The sequence below is a fragment of the Parazoarcus sp. PS-13 R2A genome, from assembly GCF_057621855.1.
This window is the reverse complement of sequence record NZ_JBYEXN010000009.1, coordinates 132,553-149,867: the sequence shown is the minus strand read 5'-3', so window position 1 is coordinate 149,867 and position 17,315 is coordinate 132,553. Positions and strand designations below refer to the sequence as shown.

The 17,315-nt window shown below is 64.3% G+C and carries 15 protein-coding genes; 11 read left to right on the top strand and 4 right to left on the bottom strand.

Annotation, left to right across the window (positions count from 1 at the left end; all coding sequences use genetic code 11):
* Positions 1–13: 13 nt before the first annotated feature.
* The 6 genes from gap (at position 14) to prpF (ending at position 5,613) form a co-directional block, all read left to right on the top strand.
* Positions 14–1,024: a type I glyceraldehyde-3-phosphate dehydrogenase gene (gene gap / locus AC22G6_RS10600; RefSeq protein ID WP_487366763.1), complete on the top strand. Its 1,011-nt coding sequence runs from the start codon at positions 14–16 to the stop codon at positions 1,022–1,024.
* Between the two features lie 31 nt (positions 1,025–1,055).
* Positions 1,056–2,108: a class II fructose-bisphosphate aldolase gene (gene fba / locus AC22G6_RS10595; RefSeq protein WP_487366762.1), complete on the top strand. Its 1,053-nt coding sequence runs from the start codon at positions 1,056–1,058 to the stop codon at positions 2,106–2,108.
* A 279-nt stretch (positions 2,109–2,387) separates the two neighbouring features.
* A complete protein-coding gene (locus AC22G6_RS10590; protein ID WP_487366761.1) occupies positions 2,388–2,828 on the top strand; it encodes an oxidoreductase in 441 nt (146 codons plus the stop codon).
* 169 nt (positions 2,829–2,997) lie between these two features.
* Complete coding sequence (locus tag AC22G6_RS10585) at positions 2,998–3,303, top strand: hypothetical protein (protein ID WP_108951023.1); 306 nt, start codon at positions 2,998–3,000, stop codon at positions 3,301–3,303.
* A gap of 100 nt (positions 3,304–3,403) precedes the next feature.
* On the top strand, positions 3,404–4,474 hold the full coding sequence (locus tag AC22G6_RS10580; protein ID WP_487366760.1) for an RNA methyltransferase: 1,071 nt from the start codon (positions 3,404–3,406) through the stop codon (positions 4,472–4,474).
* Positions 4,471–5,613, top strand: a complete 1,143-nt coding sequence (prpF, locus tag AC22G6_RS10575) for a 2-methylaconitate cis-trans isomerase PrpF (RefSeq protein WP_487366759.1) — start codon at positions 4,471–4,473, stop codon at positions 5,611–5,613. Before AC22G6_RS10580 ends, prpF begins: the two co-directional genes overlap by 4 nt.
* A gap of 39 nt (positions 5,614–5,652) precedes the next feature.
* Here prpF and AC22G6_RS10570 read toward each other — a convergent pair whose 3' ends face one another.
* The 4 genes from AC22G6_RS10570 to AC22G6_RS10555 all read right to left on the bottom strand — a co-directional run bounded on the left by AC22G6_RS10570 (position 5,653) and on the right by AC22G6_RS10555 (position 13,113).
* Entirely contained in the window at positions 5,653–8,286 is a 2,634-nt protein-coding gene (locus tag AC22G6_RS10570; RefSeq protein WP_487366758.1) for a bifunctional diguanylate cyclase/phosphodiesterase, read from the bottom strand.
* Positions 8,287–8,366: 80 nt separating this feature from the next.
* The gene (locus AC22G6_RS10565) at positions 8,367–10,889 is read right to left on the bottom strand and encodes a PAS domain-containing hybrid sensor histidine kinase/response regulator (protein ID WP_487366757.1); all 2,523 of its coding nucleotides are present in this window, start codon (positions 10,887–10,889) and stop codon (positions 8,367–8,369) included.
* A gap of 21 nt (positions 10,890–10,910) precedes the next feature.
* The gene (locus AC22G6_RS10560) at positions 10,911–12,065 is read right to left on the bottom strand and encodes an HD domain-containing phosphohydrolase (protein ID WP_487366756.1); all 1,155 of its coding nucleotides are present in this window, start codon (positions 12,063–12,065) and stop codon (positions 10,911–10,913) included.
* 91 nt (positions 12,066–12,156) lie between these two features.
* Positions 12,157–13,113 carry a LysR family transcriptional regulator gene (locus AC22G6_RS10555; protein ID WP_487366755.1) on the bottom strand — a complete coding sequence of 319 codons (957 nt, stop codon included), beginning with the start codon at positions 13,111–13,113 and terminating at the stop codon, positions 12,157–12,159.
* Between the two features lie 113 nt (positions 13,114–13,226).
* Between AC22G6_RS10555 and AC22G6_RS10550 the strand changes: the two genes are divergently transcribed.
* The 5 genes from AC22G6_RS10550 (at position 13,227) to AC22G6_RS10530 (ending at position 17,298) form a co-directional block, all read left to right on the top strand.
* Positions 13,227–14,042: a DODA-type extradiol aromatic ring-opening family dioxygenase gene (locus AC22G6_RS10550; protein WP_487366754.1), complete on the top strand. Its 816-nt coding sequence runs from the start codon at positions 13,227–13,229 to the stop codon at positions 14,040–14,042.
* Positions 14,043–14,059: 17 nt separating this feature from the next.
* Positions 14,060–14,599, top strand: coding sequence for a cytochrome b (locus AC22G6_RS10545; RefSeq protein WP_108951016.1), 540 nt, complete (start codon positions 14,060–14,062; stop codon positions 14,597–14,599).
* Between the two features lie 78 nt (positions 14,600–14,677).
* Positions 14,678–15,256 carry a YceI family protein gene (locus AC22G6_RS10540; RefSeq protein ID WP_487366753.1) on the top strand — a complete coding sequence of 193 codons (579 nt, stop codon included), beginning with the start codon at positions 14,678–14,680 and terminating at the stop codon, positions 15,254–15,256.
* 59 nt (positions 15,257–15,315) lie between these two features.
* Positions 15,316–15,894 (top strand): YceI family protein, encoded by a 579-nt coding sequence (locus tag AC22G6_RS10535; RefSeq protein ID WP_487366752.1) that lies wholly within the window; start codon positions 15,316–15,318, stop codon positions 15,892–15,894.
* A gap of 117 nt (positions 15,895–16,011) precedes the next feature.
* A complete protein-coding gene (locus AC22G6_RS10530) occupies positions 16,012–17,298 on the top strand; it encodes a DUF3422 family protein (protein ID WP_487366751.1) in 1,287 nt (428 codons plus the stop codon).
* Positions 17,299–17,315: the final 17 nt, after the last annotated feature.

Below are 17,315 nucleotides of genomic sequence, written 5' to 3'. Positions count from 1 at the left end.
TCGAGGAGACAGCATGACCACCAGAGTCGCCATCAACGGCTACGGACGCATCGGCCGCAACGTGCTGCGTGCGCACTATGAAAGCGGCAAACGCCACGACATCGAGATCGTCGCCATCAACGACCTCGGCAGCCCCGAAACCAACGCCCATCTCACACGTTACGACAGCATTCACGGCCCGTTTCCGCATCCGGTCGAGGTCGGCGACCGCACGTTGACGGTTGCCGGCGACGGCATCCAGGTACTGGCCGAACGCGATCCGGCGCAACTGCCCTGGCAGCGACTGGGCATCGACGTCGTGCTCGAATGCTCGGGACTCTTCACCTCGCGCGAAAGAGCCGGCGCACACCTCACGGCCGGTGCCAGCAAGGTGCTGATCTCGGCACCGGGTAGCGACGATGTGGATGCCACCATCGTCTATGGCGTCAATGAGCAGACACTGCGCCGCAAGCACCGCGTGGTCTCCAACGCGAGCTGCACCACCAACTGCCTCGCGCCGCTCGCCTTCGCCCTCCACCGCCCGCTTGGCATCGTGCGTGGTCACATGGTCACGGTGCATTCCTACACCAACGACCAGGTACTGATCGACGTCCATCACCCCGACCTGCGCCGCGCACGCTCCGCCACACAGTCGCTGATCCCGACCAGGACGGGCGCGGCGACGGCGGTCGGTCTGGTGCTGCCCGAGCTCGCAGGACGGCTCGACGGCTATGCGATGCGCGTTCCCACACCGAACGTATCCTTCACCCATTTCACCTTCGTGGCTTCACGCGCCACCAGCGTCGGCGAGGTCAACGACCTCGTGCGCGAAGCGGCCCACGGCGCCTTGCGCGGCATCCTCGGTATCAACGAACTGCCGCTGGTGTCCTGCGACTTCAACCACAACCCGCACTCCAGCCTGTTCGACGCCACCCTGACCAAGGCCGATGGCGAACTCGTCACCGTGACCGCCTGGTACGACAACGAGTGGGGCTTTTCCAACCGCATGCTCGATACAACCTGCGCCATGATGAGCGCCGACTGAGCGGCTTTCGCTACCACCACGGAGACACCCGATGGCCATGATTTCACTGCGGCAGTTGCTCGATCACGCCGCTGATCACGAGTACGGCATCCCCGCCTTCAACATCAACAACATGGAACAGATCCAGGCGATCATGCAGGCCGCCGCCGCGACCGACAGCCCGGTCATCCTGCAGGCATCGGCCGGTGCGCGCAGCTACGCCGGAGAGGCCTTCATCAAGAAGATGGTCGAGGCGGCCGTCGAACAATGGCCCGAGATCCCGGTCTGCCTGCACCAGGACCACGGCGCCAGTCCCGCCATCTGCCAGCAGTCGATTCGCGCCGGCTTCACCAGCGTGATGATGGACGGCTCCCTGCGCGAAGACATGAAGACCCCGGCAAGCTACGACTACAACGTCGAGGTGACGCGCCGGGTCGTCGATATGGCGCACGCTGTCGGGGTGTCGGTCGAGGGTGAGCTCGGTTGCCTCGGATCGCTCGAAACCGGCCAGGCCGGCGAAGAGGATGGCGTCGGCGCGGAAGGCACGCTGGTGCACGAACAGATGCTCACCGACCCGGCCGAAGCCGCCGCATTCGTCGCCGCCACCGGCGTCGATGCACTCGCCGTTGCCATCGGCACCAGCCACGGTGCGTGGAAGTTTTCCCGTCCGCCCACCGGTGACATCCTCGCCATCGACCGCATTGCTGCAATTCACCGCAGCATTCCCGACACCCATCTGGTGATGCACGGTTCGAGCAGCGTGCCCCAGGAATGGCTCGCCATCATCCGCGAACATGGTGGCGACATCGGCGAAACCTGGGGCGTGCCGGTGGACGCCATCATCGAAGGCATCCGCCACGGGGTGCGCAAGATCAACATCGACACCGATCTGCGCCTGGCCATGAGCGGTGCCATTCGCAGGCTTGCCGACACCGAGCGCAAGGCGTTCGACCCGCGCCAGTTCTTCAAGGCCGCAAAGGAGGCCGCCGCTGCGGTCTGCCGCGAGCGCTTCGAGGCTTTCGGCTGCGCCGGCCACGGCAGCCGCATCAAGCCGCTGCCGCTGGACGCGATCGCCCGGCGCTACGCGCTCAGGCGCGCAGCCTGAAGCATCCCGGACTCCATCCGCTTCCCTGCCCGTTACGGGTTTGAGTGCCCGTCATCGTCTCGATGGCGGGCACATTTTTTCGTCGTACCCGACCCCTCTGCGGTCGGCGGAGGCCGCCGCATCGGACTGACATCCAGATCGACCGCAGCCTCCATCTCCCGATCTGGCGTCGCATCAGACATATTCCGTTTCGCATTTTCCGGGTACGCTTGTGCCTGATGATCAGGGTCGAACGACAACCCGCACTCAGTGCTGGAAGCCAGTCCCGGGAGAGTACGAATGACGGACGAACGGAACCCACAACCCGACACCGGCATCGACGACAGCCTGTATTCCGGCCTGCAGGAACTCGCAGCAAACGCTTTTCCCAAGCGCTGCGCAATCTGCGGACGGACCTATGCCAGCGTCGACGACTACATCGGCCAGACCGGCCGCGTGGGTAGCGGCCGCAGCGGACTCAAGCAAACCCTGGATGATGACGGCGAGGTCATCGTCGAACTGTTTCGCAACTGCGTTTGCGGATCGACACTGATGGACTGCTTCAACAACCGCCGCGATCGCAGCGCGGCCGGACTGAAACAGCGCGAACGCTTTGGTCAGTTGATCGAATCGCTGGTGGAACGCGGGCTTGAGCACAACAAGGCACGCACCGAACTCCTCAAGGTCATGCGCGGAGAACACAGCACCATCCTCAGGCCGGTGCCGCGCAAGACCCGCTGAAGCCGTCACACCCAGCCCCTGCGCGTGAGGACTGCGTCATACGGATGACACACACCACATCTGCACGCCGCTTCATTCAGATTTCGTAAAAAAAGGATTGACTTCACGATCAGTTGGGGTAAAGTGACATCCAGATTGTGCACTGCAACATAACCACCGGAGGAACACCATGGCGACCAAACCCGAATTCCAGAACCCGATCGAAGCTGTTCAGGCCCTTATGGCCGTTCAGGCTCAAACCATTGGCAAGTCCATCGAACTGCAGAAGAAGGCCAGCGAAGAGCTGATGGCTTTCTTCCAGGCCGAAGCCCAGAAGGCTACCAAGCTGAAGACGCCGGAAGAGCTGGTTCGCTTCAACGTCGATGCCAACACCGCACTGTTCAAGCTCCTGCAGTCGCAGGGCGAAGCCTTCACCGCACTGGCCACCGAAGTTGGTCAGGCTGCCATGGCCAAGTTCCAGAACATCGCCAAGTAAGTTCCGCTTCAGCGGCACCGCTTGACCAAAGCCCCGATGGCCTGCCATCGGGGCTTTTTCTTGTCCGCAGCATCGACGCGGGTGCTAGGATTCGGACCCCATGCGTATCGAACAGATCTCCCGCCGCCTGCACGAGCTCGGCGCCAAAACCTGCCATGAGCAAAGGGTGCTGCGAGGCTGGATTCAGCGCCGGCCGCTCGACGCCGGTCGTCGTCCCGCCGAGCACTTCCTGCCGCAGTCCATCCGCAACGCCCTGCCCGAACTCATGGCCGAGCTCGACGGCCTTGCACGGCTGAACTCAGCGCACCCTGGCGACGACGGCTCCTCACGCCTTCTGGTGGACCTGGCCGACGGGCAGACCGTCGAGAGCGTGCTGCTGCCGCGTGACGGTCTGTGTGTATCGAGTCAGCTCGGCTGCGCAGTCGGTTGCGTGTTCTGCATGACGGGCAAGGATGGTTTGCTGCGCCAGCTCGGCAGTGCGGAAATCGTTGCCCAGGTCGCCCTCGCCCGCAGCATGCGCCGCGTGACCAAGGTGGTGTTCATGGGCATGGGCGAACCGGCCCACAACATCGACAACGTGATCGAAGCCATCGAGTTCCTCGGTACCATCGGCGGCATCGGACACAAGAACCTGGTGTTCTCCACGGTGGGCGATCCACGTGTATTTGAGCGCCTCCCGCAGATGACGGTGAAACCGGCGCTGGCCCTGTCGCTGCACTCGAGCCTGCCCGCGCTGCGCGCGAAGCTCCTGCCGCGCGCGCCCCGCATCGCCCCTACCGAACTGGTCGAACTCGGCGAACGCTATGCCCGCGCCACCGGTTATCCGATCCAGTATCAATGGACGCTGATCGAAGGCGTCAACGACAGCGAGGAGGAGATGGAAGGCATCGTTCGTCTGCTCACCGGCAAGTACGCGATCATGAACCTGATTCCGTACAACGCTGTACCCGAACTCGAGTTCCGCCGCCCCTCATGGGAGCGCGCGGCCGAGCTGGGGCGCTGGCTGCATCGTCGAGGCGTGCTGACCAAACTGCGCCACTCGGCCGGCCAGGACGTCGATGCAGGCTGCGGTCAGCTACGCGCCCGCTCCATCAGAATCGAGCGCCGCCGGCCAGCCCACGCTCAGAGCCCGAACGACGGAACAGGCGCCCCGGTGGCACCCACAGCATGACCCGTCAGCGCCGCATCCCTGCCGCGTGGATGCGCGGCGGCACCAGCAAGGGCCTGTTCATACTGGCAAGGGATCTGCCTGCCGACGACGCGACCCGCGACGCCCTGCTCGCGCGCCTGCTTGGCAGTCCCGACCCCTATGGCAAGCAGATCGACGGACTCGGCGGCGCCACTTCAAGCACCAGCAAGGTCGTCATCCTGGCACCCTCGAGCCGGGCCGACTGCGATGTGGATTACCTGTTCGGGCAGGTGCCGGTATCAGGCGAGCGCATCGACTGGTCTGGCAACTGCGGCAATCTGAGCGCGGCCGTCGGCCCCTTTGCCATCAGCCGGGGACTGCTGCAGGCGCCCGCCGACGGCATGGCAAGGGTGCGCATCTGGCAGGCAAACATCGGCAAACGCATACTCGCACAGGTCCCGATGCTTGCTGGCGAAGTACACGAGGCGGGCGACTTCATGCTCGACGGCGTGGCCTTTCCCGCAGCAGAGATCCGGCTCGAGTTTCTCGACCCGGCAGGGAGCGGTGCGGCCGGACTGTTCCCGACGGGGCGGATGCGCGACAGCCTTCAAACGGCTGACGAGCGCATCGACGCCACCCTGATCAATGCCGGGAACCCAATGGTTCTGATCAACGCGGCCGCGCTCGGACTCGATTGCAGCGCCTCGCAGGCGGCACTCAATGCCCAGCCTGGGCCCCTGGCGCGCTGCGAACACATCCGCGTTGCGGGCGCCCTCGCCATGGGGCTGGCGGCGAACGAGGCCGAGGCGCAGGCGCGCGCTCATACGCCCAAGCTCGCCGTACTCGACCGCGCGAAGGCCTTCCGCGCCGCCGACGGGTGCGCGTTCACCGCCGACGATATCGACCTCTCCTGCCGGGTGCTGTCGATGGGCGTGTTTCACCACGCCATCCCCGGCACGGCAGCCATTGCCATCGCTGCAGCGGCGGCCATCCCTGGCACGGTGGCGTCCGAGCATGCCGGCGAGCACGGCACCGCCCCCCTCAGACTCGGCCAGCCTTCCGGTTGCACCCGCGTCAGTGTCGACGCACACCGGACCGAGGCCGGCTGGACGCTGGGCAAGGCCGTGATGAGCCGCAGTGCGCGCACGCTGATGGACGGATTCGTCTGCCTGCCAGGCTGAGGCACGCGTGCGGGTCACGCGGTCTCGACAGCCCCTGACTCAGCTTGCGACCGAGGTCGCGTTTTGGGCGAACTGCATGATCTGCGCTGCAGGCGCCGGCCGGCCAAACAAGTAGCCCTGATAGGCATCGCAGCCCGAACGCGCGAGGAAGCTGCGCTGGGCTTCGGACTCGACCCCTTCGGCAATCACGCTCAACCCCATCGTGTGCGCGAGCGCGATGATGGTGCGCGCAATTGCCGCGTCGTTCGGGTCCACCAGCACGTCGCGCACGAAGGACATGTCAATCTTGAGCTCGGTCAGAGGCAGGCGTTTCAGGTAGGACAGGGAAGAATAGCCGGTGCCGAAATCGTCGAGTGAAAACGCCACCCCAAGCGCGCGCAAGGCCTGCATGCGGACGATGACCGTCTCGACATCCTCAAGCAGCAGACTCTCGGTCAGCTCGAGCCTGAGCAAGCGGCTGGCCGCCCCGGTGAACTCGAGCGCAGACTTGACCTCGTCGACAAAGTCGGGATGCCGGAACTGGCGTGCGCTGACATTGACCGACACGGTCATGGCCGCCAGGCGCGGCACTTCGGCCCACTCGGCAAGCTGCCGGCAAGCAGCGAGCAGCACCCAGCGCCCGATGTCGAGGATCAGCCCGGTATCTTCCGCGACCGGAATGAAGCTGAGCGGCGACACCAAGCCACGCTGCGGATGATTCCATCGCAGCAGGGCCTCGACGCCAATCAGGCCGCCAGCCGAACTCACCTGTGGCTGATAGTGCAGTTCGAACTGCTCCTGCGCCAGCGCACGCCGCAGGTCGGCCTCCAGAGCGGCGCGCTCGCTGAGCTGTGCCTGCATTGCCGGCCCGTAGAAGCACAGCCGGCTGCGCCCGTCGGCCTTGGCCTGGTACATCGCCAGATCTGCCTGCTTGAAGAGCTCGTCGACATTGACCTCGTGCCCCTCGAACAGGGTCGCGCCAATGCTTGCAGTACTGCAGGTCTCATGCCCGCCGAGCTGATAGGGCTTGTTGAGCGCCTCCAGCAGCTTGGCGCCGACAAGCCGCGTATGCGCCATGGCTTCATCGGCGTCGGCACTCAGGCCCTCGAGGACGAGCACGAATTCGTCGCCACCCAGCCGGGCCGCAGTATCACCCTCGCGTATCGTCGCGGCGAGGCGCCCGCCCATCTCCTTGAGCAGCAGATCGCCGAGATCATGCCCCAGCGTGTCGTTGAGCGTCTTGAAGTTGTCAAGATCGATGAACAGCAAGGCCCCTTTGCGATGATTCCGGGCACAACTGGTCAGTGCCCGCTGCAGGCGGTCGCTCAGCAGCCGGCGGTTGGGCAGACCGGTGAGCGGATCATAGAAGGCGAGTGTGTTGATGCGGTCCTCTGCGTCCCGCAGCTCCCTGACCTGCGTGTTCAGACGCTCGGCGTGATCGCGCAGCGCCAGCTGGTTGCGATGCAGCAGTTCGCGCATGCTCTCTTGCGCCTGTGCGAGCTGGGCAATCTCCGCGATCCGGCTCTGCACCGGTTGCGGCGGGCTGAAATCGAGCGCACCGATGCGCTTGCTCGACTCGGCAAGTGTCTCGAGCGGACGGGCGATGATGCGCGCCTGTACCTGGGCCACACTGCCTGCCGCAGCCAGCAACAAAAGAAGGCCGCCCGCTAGCCCAAAACCGATGACCGTCCAGGCCGGCGCAAAGTCGGCTTCAGGCGCAAGCACCAGTACCCAGAAGGTCTGCTTCCCCAGTCGATAGGGCCGCGCACTGAACAGCCAGGGCGCTCCGTTCGACTCGTAGTGCGCCACACCGATCGCCTGTCCTCTGGCACGTCGCCACACTGGCAGCAGATCGTTGACTGCTGCAATGCCCAGGGTGCCAACCGGCAGGAGCACGCTACCCAGCCATTCATCGACGGCAACACCTTCGGGTCGCCTGGGCAGCCCAAGCACGCTTTCGTCCTCGGTCATGATCAGCGCCAGCCCCTGGCGGCCGACTTCCGCTTCCAGCGTCGCAGCCGACAGGTCGCGCAAGGTCAGATCGAAGCCAATCACCAGATCCCGCCCGTCTGCCAGCATGGTGTGCCGTGACGCGGTAATGCCGGGATCACCGGTGGTGAAGAAGGTGTAGGGTCGCGTCCAATGCACGGTTCCGGGCGCCGCCTCCGTAAGCGCTCCGGTGAACCACGGGCGCTTGCGGGCGTCGTAGTCCGCGGCCTCCCGACGTTCCTGCGCCTTGACGCCCGGCGCGAGGTCGACGAAAAGCTGCATCTGGCCCCAGCGCGGGATGTCGGTCAGACGGTTGCGCCACTGCCCCTCGCCACGCTGCAGCAGCATCCAGCCCTGGCCCGTCGACGTGCCGGCCACCACCGAGGTGATATAGGGCGATGCGGTGAGAACCGGCATGAAGTAGTCGTTGAAACGCGCCGGAGTGTCTACGTCGGGCAGGTTGGCACCGATCCATGCGAGGCTGATGGCAAGCTGACGCTCTTCGGGCTCGAAGGTCTGACGCAGCCTGGCCTCGACGCGCTCGGCAGCAAGATTGAAATCACTTTCGGCAACGCGTTCGAGGACCGGCACCATGCCAAGCGCGACAAAGCCGATGGTGACCACCAGCGAGCTGCCGAAGGCGAGCAGCAGGGCACGCAGCAGCAGCGTTCGACGCAGTGAAGTGGCTGAGCGAGTAGAACCCAAGGCGGCCGTGTCTCCGAAAGGTGGTCGGATCAGCGCGAGTCCGACGATGCATCGTAACGGCTCGAGCCGGTTTCCGTCATTCAGTCGCGCCCAGGTGTCCGGCTATGCGCGAGCAAGGTCAGTGCCTCCGGATACCTGAAGCAGGCTACATTGTGCTCGAACTCTGAAAAAACGGAACCGAGTACCGTTGCGAAGACACGACGCTCGTCCTCAAGCAGGCGGTTGGCGCGCATGTTTGCGTTCGCCAGATACAGCTTCATTTGCGCGACTGCAGCTTCGAACACTTCGGGCGCGCACTCAGCAGAACAGGGTTCCGCAAGCACCGGTGCCTGCGCGGCTTCTGCACTCGCCACCGCACGCGGCGGCAACCAGCGCAGCAGTGTCGAGTACAGGTCCTGCGGATCGACGGGTTTGGCCACGAAGTCGTCCATGCCCGCTGCAAAACAGGCACGACGATCCTCCTCGAAAACGTTGGCCGTCAGGGCGACGACCGGGGTGTGACGGTTGCGCGTCTGCGCCCGCAAGGCGCGCGCGGCATCCAGTCCGTCCATCTCGGGCATCCTCATGTCCATCAGGATCAGATCGAAGTCGCTGGTGCGACAGTGCTCGAGCACGGCCCGCCCGGTGGAGACCGATTCCACAGCCAGGCCGACTGCATTCAGCAGATCCAGTGCCACCTCGCGATTGACCGGATTGTCTTCAGCCAGCAGCACACGAGCGCCCGCATGCTGCTCGCGAAGGATGCGCTCGGACTCGCCGGCGGACACGGACGGGGGATTGGCCGCCGCGCCGCGCCCCCGCCTGAGCACGGCAGTGAACCAGAACGTGCTGCCCTGCCCCGGCTCACTCTCGGCGCCCGCCTCTCCCCCCATCAGGGCCGCAAGGCGGCGGGTGATCGCCAGGCCAAGACCGGTTCCCCCGAAACGCCGGGTGGTAGAGGCGTCCGCCTGTTCGAAGGCATCGAACAGGCGCGGAATCTTGTCTGCGTCCACCCCCATGCCGGTGTCCGTGACCTCGAAGCGTACGAGCAGCGCATCACCCCGGTCTTCTGCAACGGATGCGCTCAGCGACACCGAACCGTGCTCGGTAAACTTGATCGCATTCACTGCGTAATTGAGCAGGGCCTGACGCAAGCGGGTGGCGTCGCCGCACAGCCGTCCCGGCACGTCGCGGGTATCGAGCTCAACGGTCAGCCCTTTTGCCTTCGCCTGCTCGGCAATCAGGGACTGCACATGCTCGAAGACTGCGCCCAAGGCAAACTCGCTGTTCTCCAGCCGGAGCCGGCCGGCCTCGACCTTTGACAGGTCGAGAATATCGTTGATCACGGACAGCAGGTGACGCGCTGCACTGCCCATCCGGTCCAGGCGTTCGATCTGGCGCTGCTCGGGATGATCCCGGCGCAGGAGGTGGGTGAGGCCGATGATCGCATTCATCGGAGTCCGGATCTCATGGCTCATATTGGCCAGGAAGGCACTCTTGGCCTCGCTGGCCGCGTTCGCACGTTCGGTGGCATCCCTCAGCTCGGCCGTCCTGCTCGACACCAGTTCTTCGAGATGTTTGCGGTGCTGCTCCAGTTCAGCCTCGATAAGCTTCTTCTCGGTGATGTCCTCCTGCAGCGACATGTAGTTCGAGATGCTGCCGTCTTCGCGGTGGATCGGCACCACCCGGGCAAACACGGCATAGCTGCTGCCGTCCTTGCGCTGATTGATGAACTCGCCGCTCCACGCCTCACCACGCGACAGGGCTGCCCATAGTTCCTTGAAGCTTGACGCGGGCGTCAGGGTCTCGCCGAACATGCTCGCAGGCTGACCGAGCACCTCGGCAGCCAGATAGCCGCTATGCCCCGTGAAGGCTTCGTTGACGTATTCGATCCGACCCTCGAGATCGGTCACGATGACACTCTCGGGGCTTTGCTCAACGACCTGCGACAGCTTTCGCAGTTCGGACTCGACGGCCTTGAGCGCGGAGATGTCACGCGAAATGCCGTACATCCCGGTGACCTCACCACTCGCTCCGCGCAACACCCCCTTCGTGGCAAGATACGTGACTTCGCGGTCGGGCAGTCTCACCGTTTCCTCAAAACTCATGGTCTCCCCGGCTGCCATGACCTGCTGGTCGTTGGCCATCACCATCTGCGCGTGAGCAGGGGGAAAGAGCACGCGGTCGTCATGCCCCAGAACCTCCTCCGCGTCCTTGCCGACAAAGCCGGCCGCCGCCTTGTTGAACAACAGATAGCGGCCGCTGAGGTCCTTGGCAAAAATCGCATCGCTCGAACTCTCGGCAATCGCGCTCAGCAGTCGTGCAGCCTGCAGACGACTGCGCTGTTCCTCATGTCGGCGCCGGCTCGCCTCGGTGAGCCGCAGCAACATGTCGCGCACCACGCCATAGAGCAGCAGTGAGGTGATGAACACGAAGAACCAGCCCTTGAAGGTCTGCAGCCAGGCCTTGTCTGCGATGGCGTCGGGCAAGAGATCGAGCGCACGGTCGGAGAGCACGATCCATACGCTCGCGAACAAGGCGTAGGGCAGCACCACCCGCCAGGCGGCACGACGAAGCGCCCTGCTGTCAGAATCTGTCGCCGTTGCCGACGGGTCTGCTTCCATTCGTTCAGTCTCCTGCAGCGGTCAGGTGCCGCCTGAGGGCAGGGCGTGATGGACATCCCGATGTTGCTCCGCGATGTCGACAAATGCGTCGAATCCGCTCAGGAAGGCGTCGACCACGTCCGGGTCGAAGTGCTGTCCGCGCCCCGCCTCGATGAGTTTCCGCGCGTCGGCGTAGGACATGCCTGCCTTGTAGATGCGATCCGAAATCAGCGCATCGAAAACATCGGCAACGGCCATCAGCCGCGCCGAAACCGGAATCTCGTCGCCCCTGAGCCCGTCCGGGTAGCCACTGCCATCCCAGCACTCGTGATGCCAGCGCGCGATCTCCTTTGCCAGGGCCAGAAAGGGCAAGGGCTGCTCGATGTCTCCCTCTGCCAGTTCGATCGCCTCCGCACCAAGGCGGGAGTGCGTCTGCATGATGATCCATTCATCGGCACTGAGTGGCCCGGGCTTGAGCAGAATATGATCCGGGATACCGACCTTGCCGATGTCGTGCAAGGGCGCCGAGCGCGTCAGCAGCTCGATGTAGCCCGGGTCGAGCCTGGCTTGAAAACGCGGATGAGCCTGCAGCCGGGTGGCCAGCAGGCGCACATAACCCTGCGTGCGCAGGATATGGTTGCCGGTTTCAGGGTCGCGCGTTTCGGCCAGGTGAGCCAGCGCGCGGATCGTCACCAGCTGCGTCATGTCGTTCTCGGCCATGCGCCGCGCCACTTCTGACTCGAGATCAAGGTTCCTGTTGTGCAACACTTCTCGCGCGCGTTTGACCTCAAGCTGGTTGCGCACGCGGGCAAGCACAACCGCAGGGTGAATCGGTTTGGTGATGTAGTCCGCCGCGCCGAGCGCCAGACCCTGCTCTTCGTCGCGCGGGTCATCCAGCGCGGTGAGGAAGATCACCGGAATGTCACGTGTCGCAGGCTGCCCGCGAAGGTGCGCCAGCACCTCGTAGCCGTCCAGGCCCGGCATCATGACGTCGAGCAGGATCAGGTCCGGCACGGGTCCGTGCGCACAGATCTCGAGCGCCCGCGTGCCCGAAGGTGCTGCCAGCACATCGTAGTGAGGCTGCAGCAGCGCCCCCAGCACCGCGAGATTGTCGGGCACGTCGTCGACGACGAGGATCGTTCCCCCAGCCTCGGGGAGCAAGTCAGGACTGGCATCCGTATTCTGTTCAGGCCACATGTATGAATTCCGTCATGTTCGGTCGTTCCCGGCAAGCACACAGCATGAAGCAGCACCCTGACATCGCGCAGTCCGCCACCTCGCACCTGCGTCACGGACGCGCCCTCGCGGTACCCGCCTGTCGCCCCCCATCATGGCTGGCGCCGCCCTGCCACGCCCACGCGGGCCGCTCGAAGGCTTCGGCCAGGTAGTCGATCAGCACACGGATCTTGACCGAGAGGTGTTTGCGCGAAGGGTAGACCGCGTAGACATCGATATCCCCGACCAGACATTCTGGCAGCACTTCAACCAGACGTCCCTGTGCAAGATCATTTCCCACGAGAAAATCAGGCTGTTTTACCAGCCCCTGGTGAGCGAGCGCCAGCGCACGGCAGGTGTCGCCGTTATTGGTGCGGACATGCGGTTTGGTCTGCACCTCTTGCTCGCCCTCCGGCGTCGTGAAGCGCCATACATCGCCCTGCGCTGCATAGCTGTATGCAATGACACGGTGACGGGCAATGTCCTCGACCGAGGCTGGCACGCCGTGCTGCTCAAGGTATTCCGGACTGGCGCAGATCAACAGCCGGGTGGACGCAAGCCGCCGATGGACAAGGGTCGAATCCTGCAGCCGGCTGATGCGGATGACGACATCAAACCCTTCGTCGACGACGTCGACCAGCCGGTCGGAGAGGCTGATGTCGAGTTCGACATCGGGATACTTCGCCATGAACCCGCCCCACAGGGGCGCGAGGTGCTGTATTCCGAAAGAATAGGGTGCGTTGATGCGCAGACGCCCGACCGGATTGCCACTGACCACGCCCACTGCACGATCCGCCTCTTCCAGTTCGGCAAGGATCTGTTTGCAATGCCCGTAGTAAGCCCGCCCGGCCTCGGTCAGCGACAGCCGCCGCGTCGTGCGCTGCAGCAGGCGGGCACCGAGGCGGGTCTCGAGCTCGATCACACTGCGCGACACCGCTGCCTTGGACAGGCGCAGCACTTCGCCCGCCGCGACAAAACTGCCCGCCTCGACGACTGCAACAAAGCTGTTCATTTCGCGAAAACGTCCCATTGGGGCATTGTCTCGATTTCAGAGACAGTAAGTCAAACGCTCAACTATTTATCCACCCCTGAGTCGTCAATACACTGCACGCATCGAATACGCACCAGGACAAGGCGGACCCCGTGCCACTCCCTACACTCTTCATCTCTCACGGCTCACCCATGTTCGCCGTCGAGCCCGGCCTGCTCGGCCCCCGGCTTGGCGAACTGGGTCGCAGACTGCCACGACCACGTGCCGCAGTCGTGCTGTCGCCGCACTGGATGACCCGCGGGGTCAGGGTTCAGAGCGGCGCCACACTCGACACCATTCACGACTTCGGCGGCTTTCCGCGCGAACTGTATTCGCTCCAGTATCCTGCCCCTGCGGCGCCCGCGCTTGCCGCGGAAGTCATCGCGACGCTCGCCCACCACGGCATCGAGGCACGTGCCGACGCCGGGCGCGGTCGGGACCACGGCGCATGGGTGCCGCTGATGCACCTTTTCCCCGAAGCCGACGTTCCCGTCATTCAGGTCTCACAACCGGCCATCCCCTCGCCGCTCGCCTTGCTGGAGCTCGGTCAGGCCCTTGCCACGCTGCGCGAGCAGGACATTCTGTTCGTCGCCTCAGGCAGCCTCACCCACAACCTGCACGAAGTATTCGCTGAACACGCAGCGCAATCCGGCGTCGAAGCCTATGCCAGCACATTTGCCGACTGGGTATGGAAGCAGATCGATGAGGGCGCACTTGGCGAACTGCTGGACTACCGTACGAAAGCGCCATTTGCAGTCCGCGCCCACCCCACCGACGAACACTTCCTGCCCCTGTTCGCGGCAATCGGCGCGGCCGGCAAGGACTGGACGCAGAGCGCACGCATTTCGGGCGGCATCACTCACGACGTGCTTGCAATGGACAGCTTCATGTTTGGCACCGGGCCCGGCCTCGCGCCGCCGAACCGATAAACCCGACGGACAAGACGATGAACACGACCTACACACGCACTGCCGTTTCACTGCACTGGCTCATGGCACTCGGGCTGATCGGTGCATTCTCGCTCGGCGTCTACATGCACGAACTGCCGCTGTCGCCATTCAAGCTCAAGCTCTACTCATGGCACAAATGGGCAGGCGTCAGCCTTTTCATGCTGGTGCTGGTGCGCCTCGCCTGGCGCCTGCGCCACCCGGCACCGCCGCTGCCCGAGAGCATGCCCAAGGCACTGCGGATGATCGCCCACGGCACCCATGTCGCGCTCTACCTGCTGATGCTTGCAATCCCGCTTTCCGGCTGGCTGATGAGTTCAGCCAAGGGTTTCCAGACCGTCTGGTTCGGCATCGTCCCGCTGCCCGACCTGTTGTCGAAGAACGCCGAACTCGGCGACCTGCTGCAGTCGGTGCATGAAGCGCTGAACCTCAGCCTGGCCGCACTCGTCATCGCCCATATCGGCGCGGCACTCAAGCACCACTTCATCGACCGCGACGACATCCTGCGCCGGATGCTGCCGGGGAAACGGCAGGGCTGATCGGCCTGAACCCCGCCCCCATTCACCACAACAACCCCTTGCATACGTGCAAGTGCGCTTACCCACCCGGAGCCCCTCATGAAAACAGGCACACTGCGAAACTTCGCCACGGCCGCTGCCCTCTCGCTGGCCACAATCACCGCCGCAAGCGCGGCCGAATTCACCGCCATCGATAAGGCAGCAAGCCGCTTCACCTTCCAGTACACCCAGATGGGTGTCGGCATGGATGGCAAGTTCGAACGCTTCGCCGCCAATATCAGGTTCGACCCCGCCCATCCCGAAGCCGGGCGCGCCGCCTTCGACATCGAGGTCGCCAGCATCGACACCGGCTCGACCGAGGGCAATGATGAGGTAAAGACCAAGACCTGGTTCAACACGGCCGCACATCCGCTTGCCCGCTTCGAATCGACCGCATTCAAGGCACTTGGAGACAAGCGCTACGAAGTCGCGGGAAAACTCACGATCAAGGGCCAGACCCGAAACGTGACCGCCCCCTTCACCTTCGAAGCGCAGGGCACGGCGGCCACCGTAAAGGGCAGCTTGAAGCTCAAGCGCAACGACTTCGCGATCGGCGAAGGCGAATGGGCCGACACCACCATCGTCGCCGATGAAATCCAGATCAACTTCCAGTTGCGCGCGCTTCAGGCTGCACCCTGAAATCGTCACTGCACCACCACTGCGCCACTTTCCCACCCTCAACTCAATCAGGACCAAAGATGAAAAAATCCCTCGCCATTCTGGCGCTTGCAGCGCCGTTCGCCCTGTTCGCTGCACCCTCGCATGCCGCGCCGGAAACCTATGCAATTGACGGCACGCATACCTTCCCGCGCTTCTCGTATTCCCACTTCGGTTACTCGAAGCAGCTGTCGCGCTTCAACAAGACCACGGGTACGGTGACCCTCGACAAGGCCGCTCGGACCGCTGCGGTGGATGTCACCATCGACATGACATCGGTGGACACCGGGGTCGCGCTCTTCGACGGCCACATCCAGGGCAGCGATTTCCTCGATACCGCCACCTTCCCCACCGCACACTTCAAATCCACGAACGTGGTGTTCGACGGCGACAAGCCGGTCAGCATCGATGGGAACCTGACCATCAAGGGCGTCACCCGTCCGATCACCCTGACGGTTACCTCCTTCCAGGCCATGCCGCACCCCATGCTGAAGAAGGATGCCATCGGCGCCAACGCCACGACGGTGATCAAGCGCAGCGAGTTCAACGCCGGCAAGTACGCCCCCAACGTCGGCGACGAGGTCACCCTCGACATCGCGATCGAAGCCATCAAGCAGTAAGGATTCATGCAGGCACGCTGCGTCGTCCGGCGCGGCGTGCTTGTCTGCCTGCGTGCATTGGGCAAGAATGCGGCATCCCGCCCACTCCGTGGCGCCACCAGGCCATGAACCGACGCCATGCCCCTGTTCAACGAACATCCCCTGCGCCTGTCCCTGAACGACGAGGTTCACGCCCGCCCCCCGGTTCCGCTCGACACCCCTGAGTTCGTCACTTACCTGGCCTTCCTGCACCATGAGGGCAGCGCCGGACGCGAGACCAGGCACCTCGAAGCACTGGCTGAGCAACTCGGCCTCCCGCAACCGCAGACCGAGACCGGCCACGTCTTCATCGATGCCGAATCGTTCCGCCTGAAGTGGGAGCGCCACAACGAGTTCTCGAGCTACACCTTCTTTCACCGCATCGCACCAGATGACAGCGCGGGCGAGAATGCCCTGCTGGCGGTACCGGCCAACTGGCGCAAGGACATTCCCGGCCAGCTCGTCGCTGCCACGCATATCGAGCTGCGCTCGGTCTTGGATGTGCCCCCCGATACGGTCATGGTGCAGGTTTCACCACACGGCAAGACCCTGGTGGCCGCACAGGTCGCCGAAGGCGCGGGCTGGGTCTTCACCGATTTCCACATCCATGAAGACGGCTTCTCGCATTTCCTGCTGATCGACGCCGGCCTCACCCCGCGCCAGTCCGGCCGCATGGTGCAGCGCCTGGTGGAGATCGAGACCTACCGCGTGATGGCGCTGCTCGCCTTCCCGGTCGCCAAACAGGTTGGGCGGCTGCTGTCGCGCGCCGAAGACGAACTGGCGGACCTGATGGACGGGCTGGAGCAGGCGCGCAATACCGAGGACGACCGCGCCGTCCTCGCCCGGCTGACCCGTCTCGCAGCCGAGGTCGAGCGCTCGGTGGCCCGCACCACTTTCCGCTTCGGCGCCGCAGCCGCCTATTACCGCCTCGTGGGACAGCGCATCGACGAGCTGCGGGAGGTACGCCTGCCGGGCTTCCCGACCGTGCGCGAGTTCATGGAACGCCGGCTCACGCCGGCCATCAGCACCTGCGCCACCATCGCCCGCCGTCAGGAGGATCTCTCCGGCCGGATCGCGCGCAATTCGCAACTGCTGCGCACCCGCGTCGATATCGAGCTCGAACGCCAGAATCAGGAACTGCTCGCGCAGATGAACCGGCGCGCAAAAATACAGCTCCACCTGCAGGAGACAGTCGAAGGCCTGTCCATCGTCGCCATCACCTACTACGCATCGCAGCTGGTGAACTACATGGCCAAGGGCGCCAAGCACCTCATCGAACCGGCCACGCCGGAAGTTATCACCGCGGTGTCGATCCCGGTCATTGCCGGGCTGGTGGCAATCAGCCTGAGGAGCTTGCGCAAGAAGCTGGCACAGGAATCAGAATGAAAAAACGCCAGCGAATG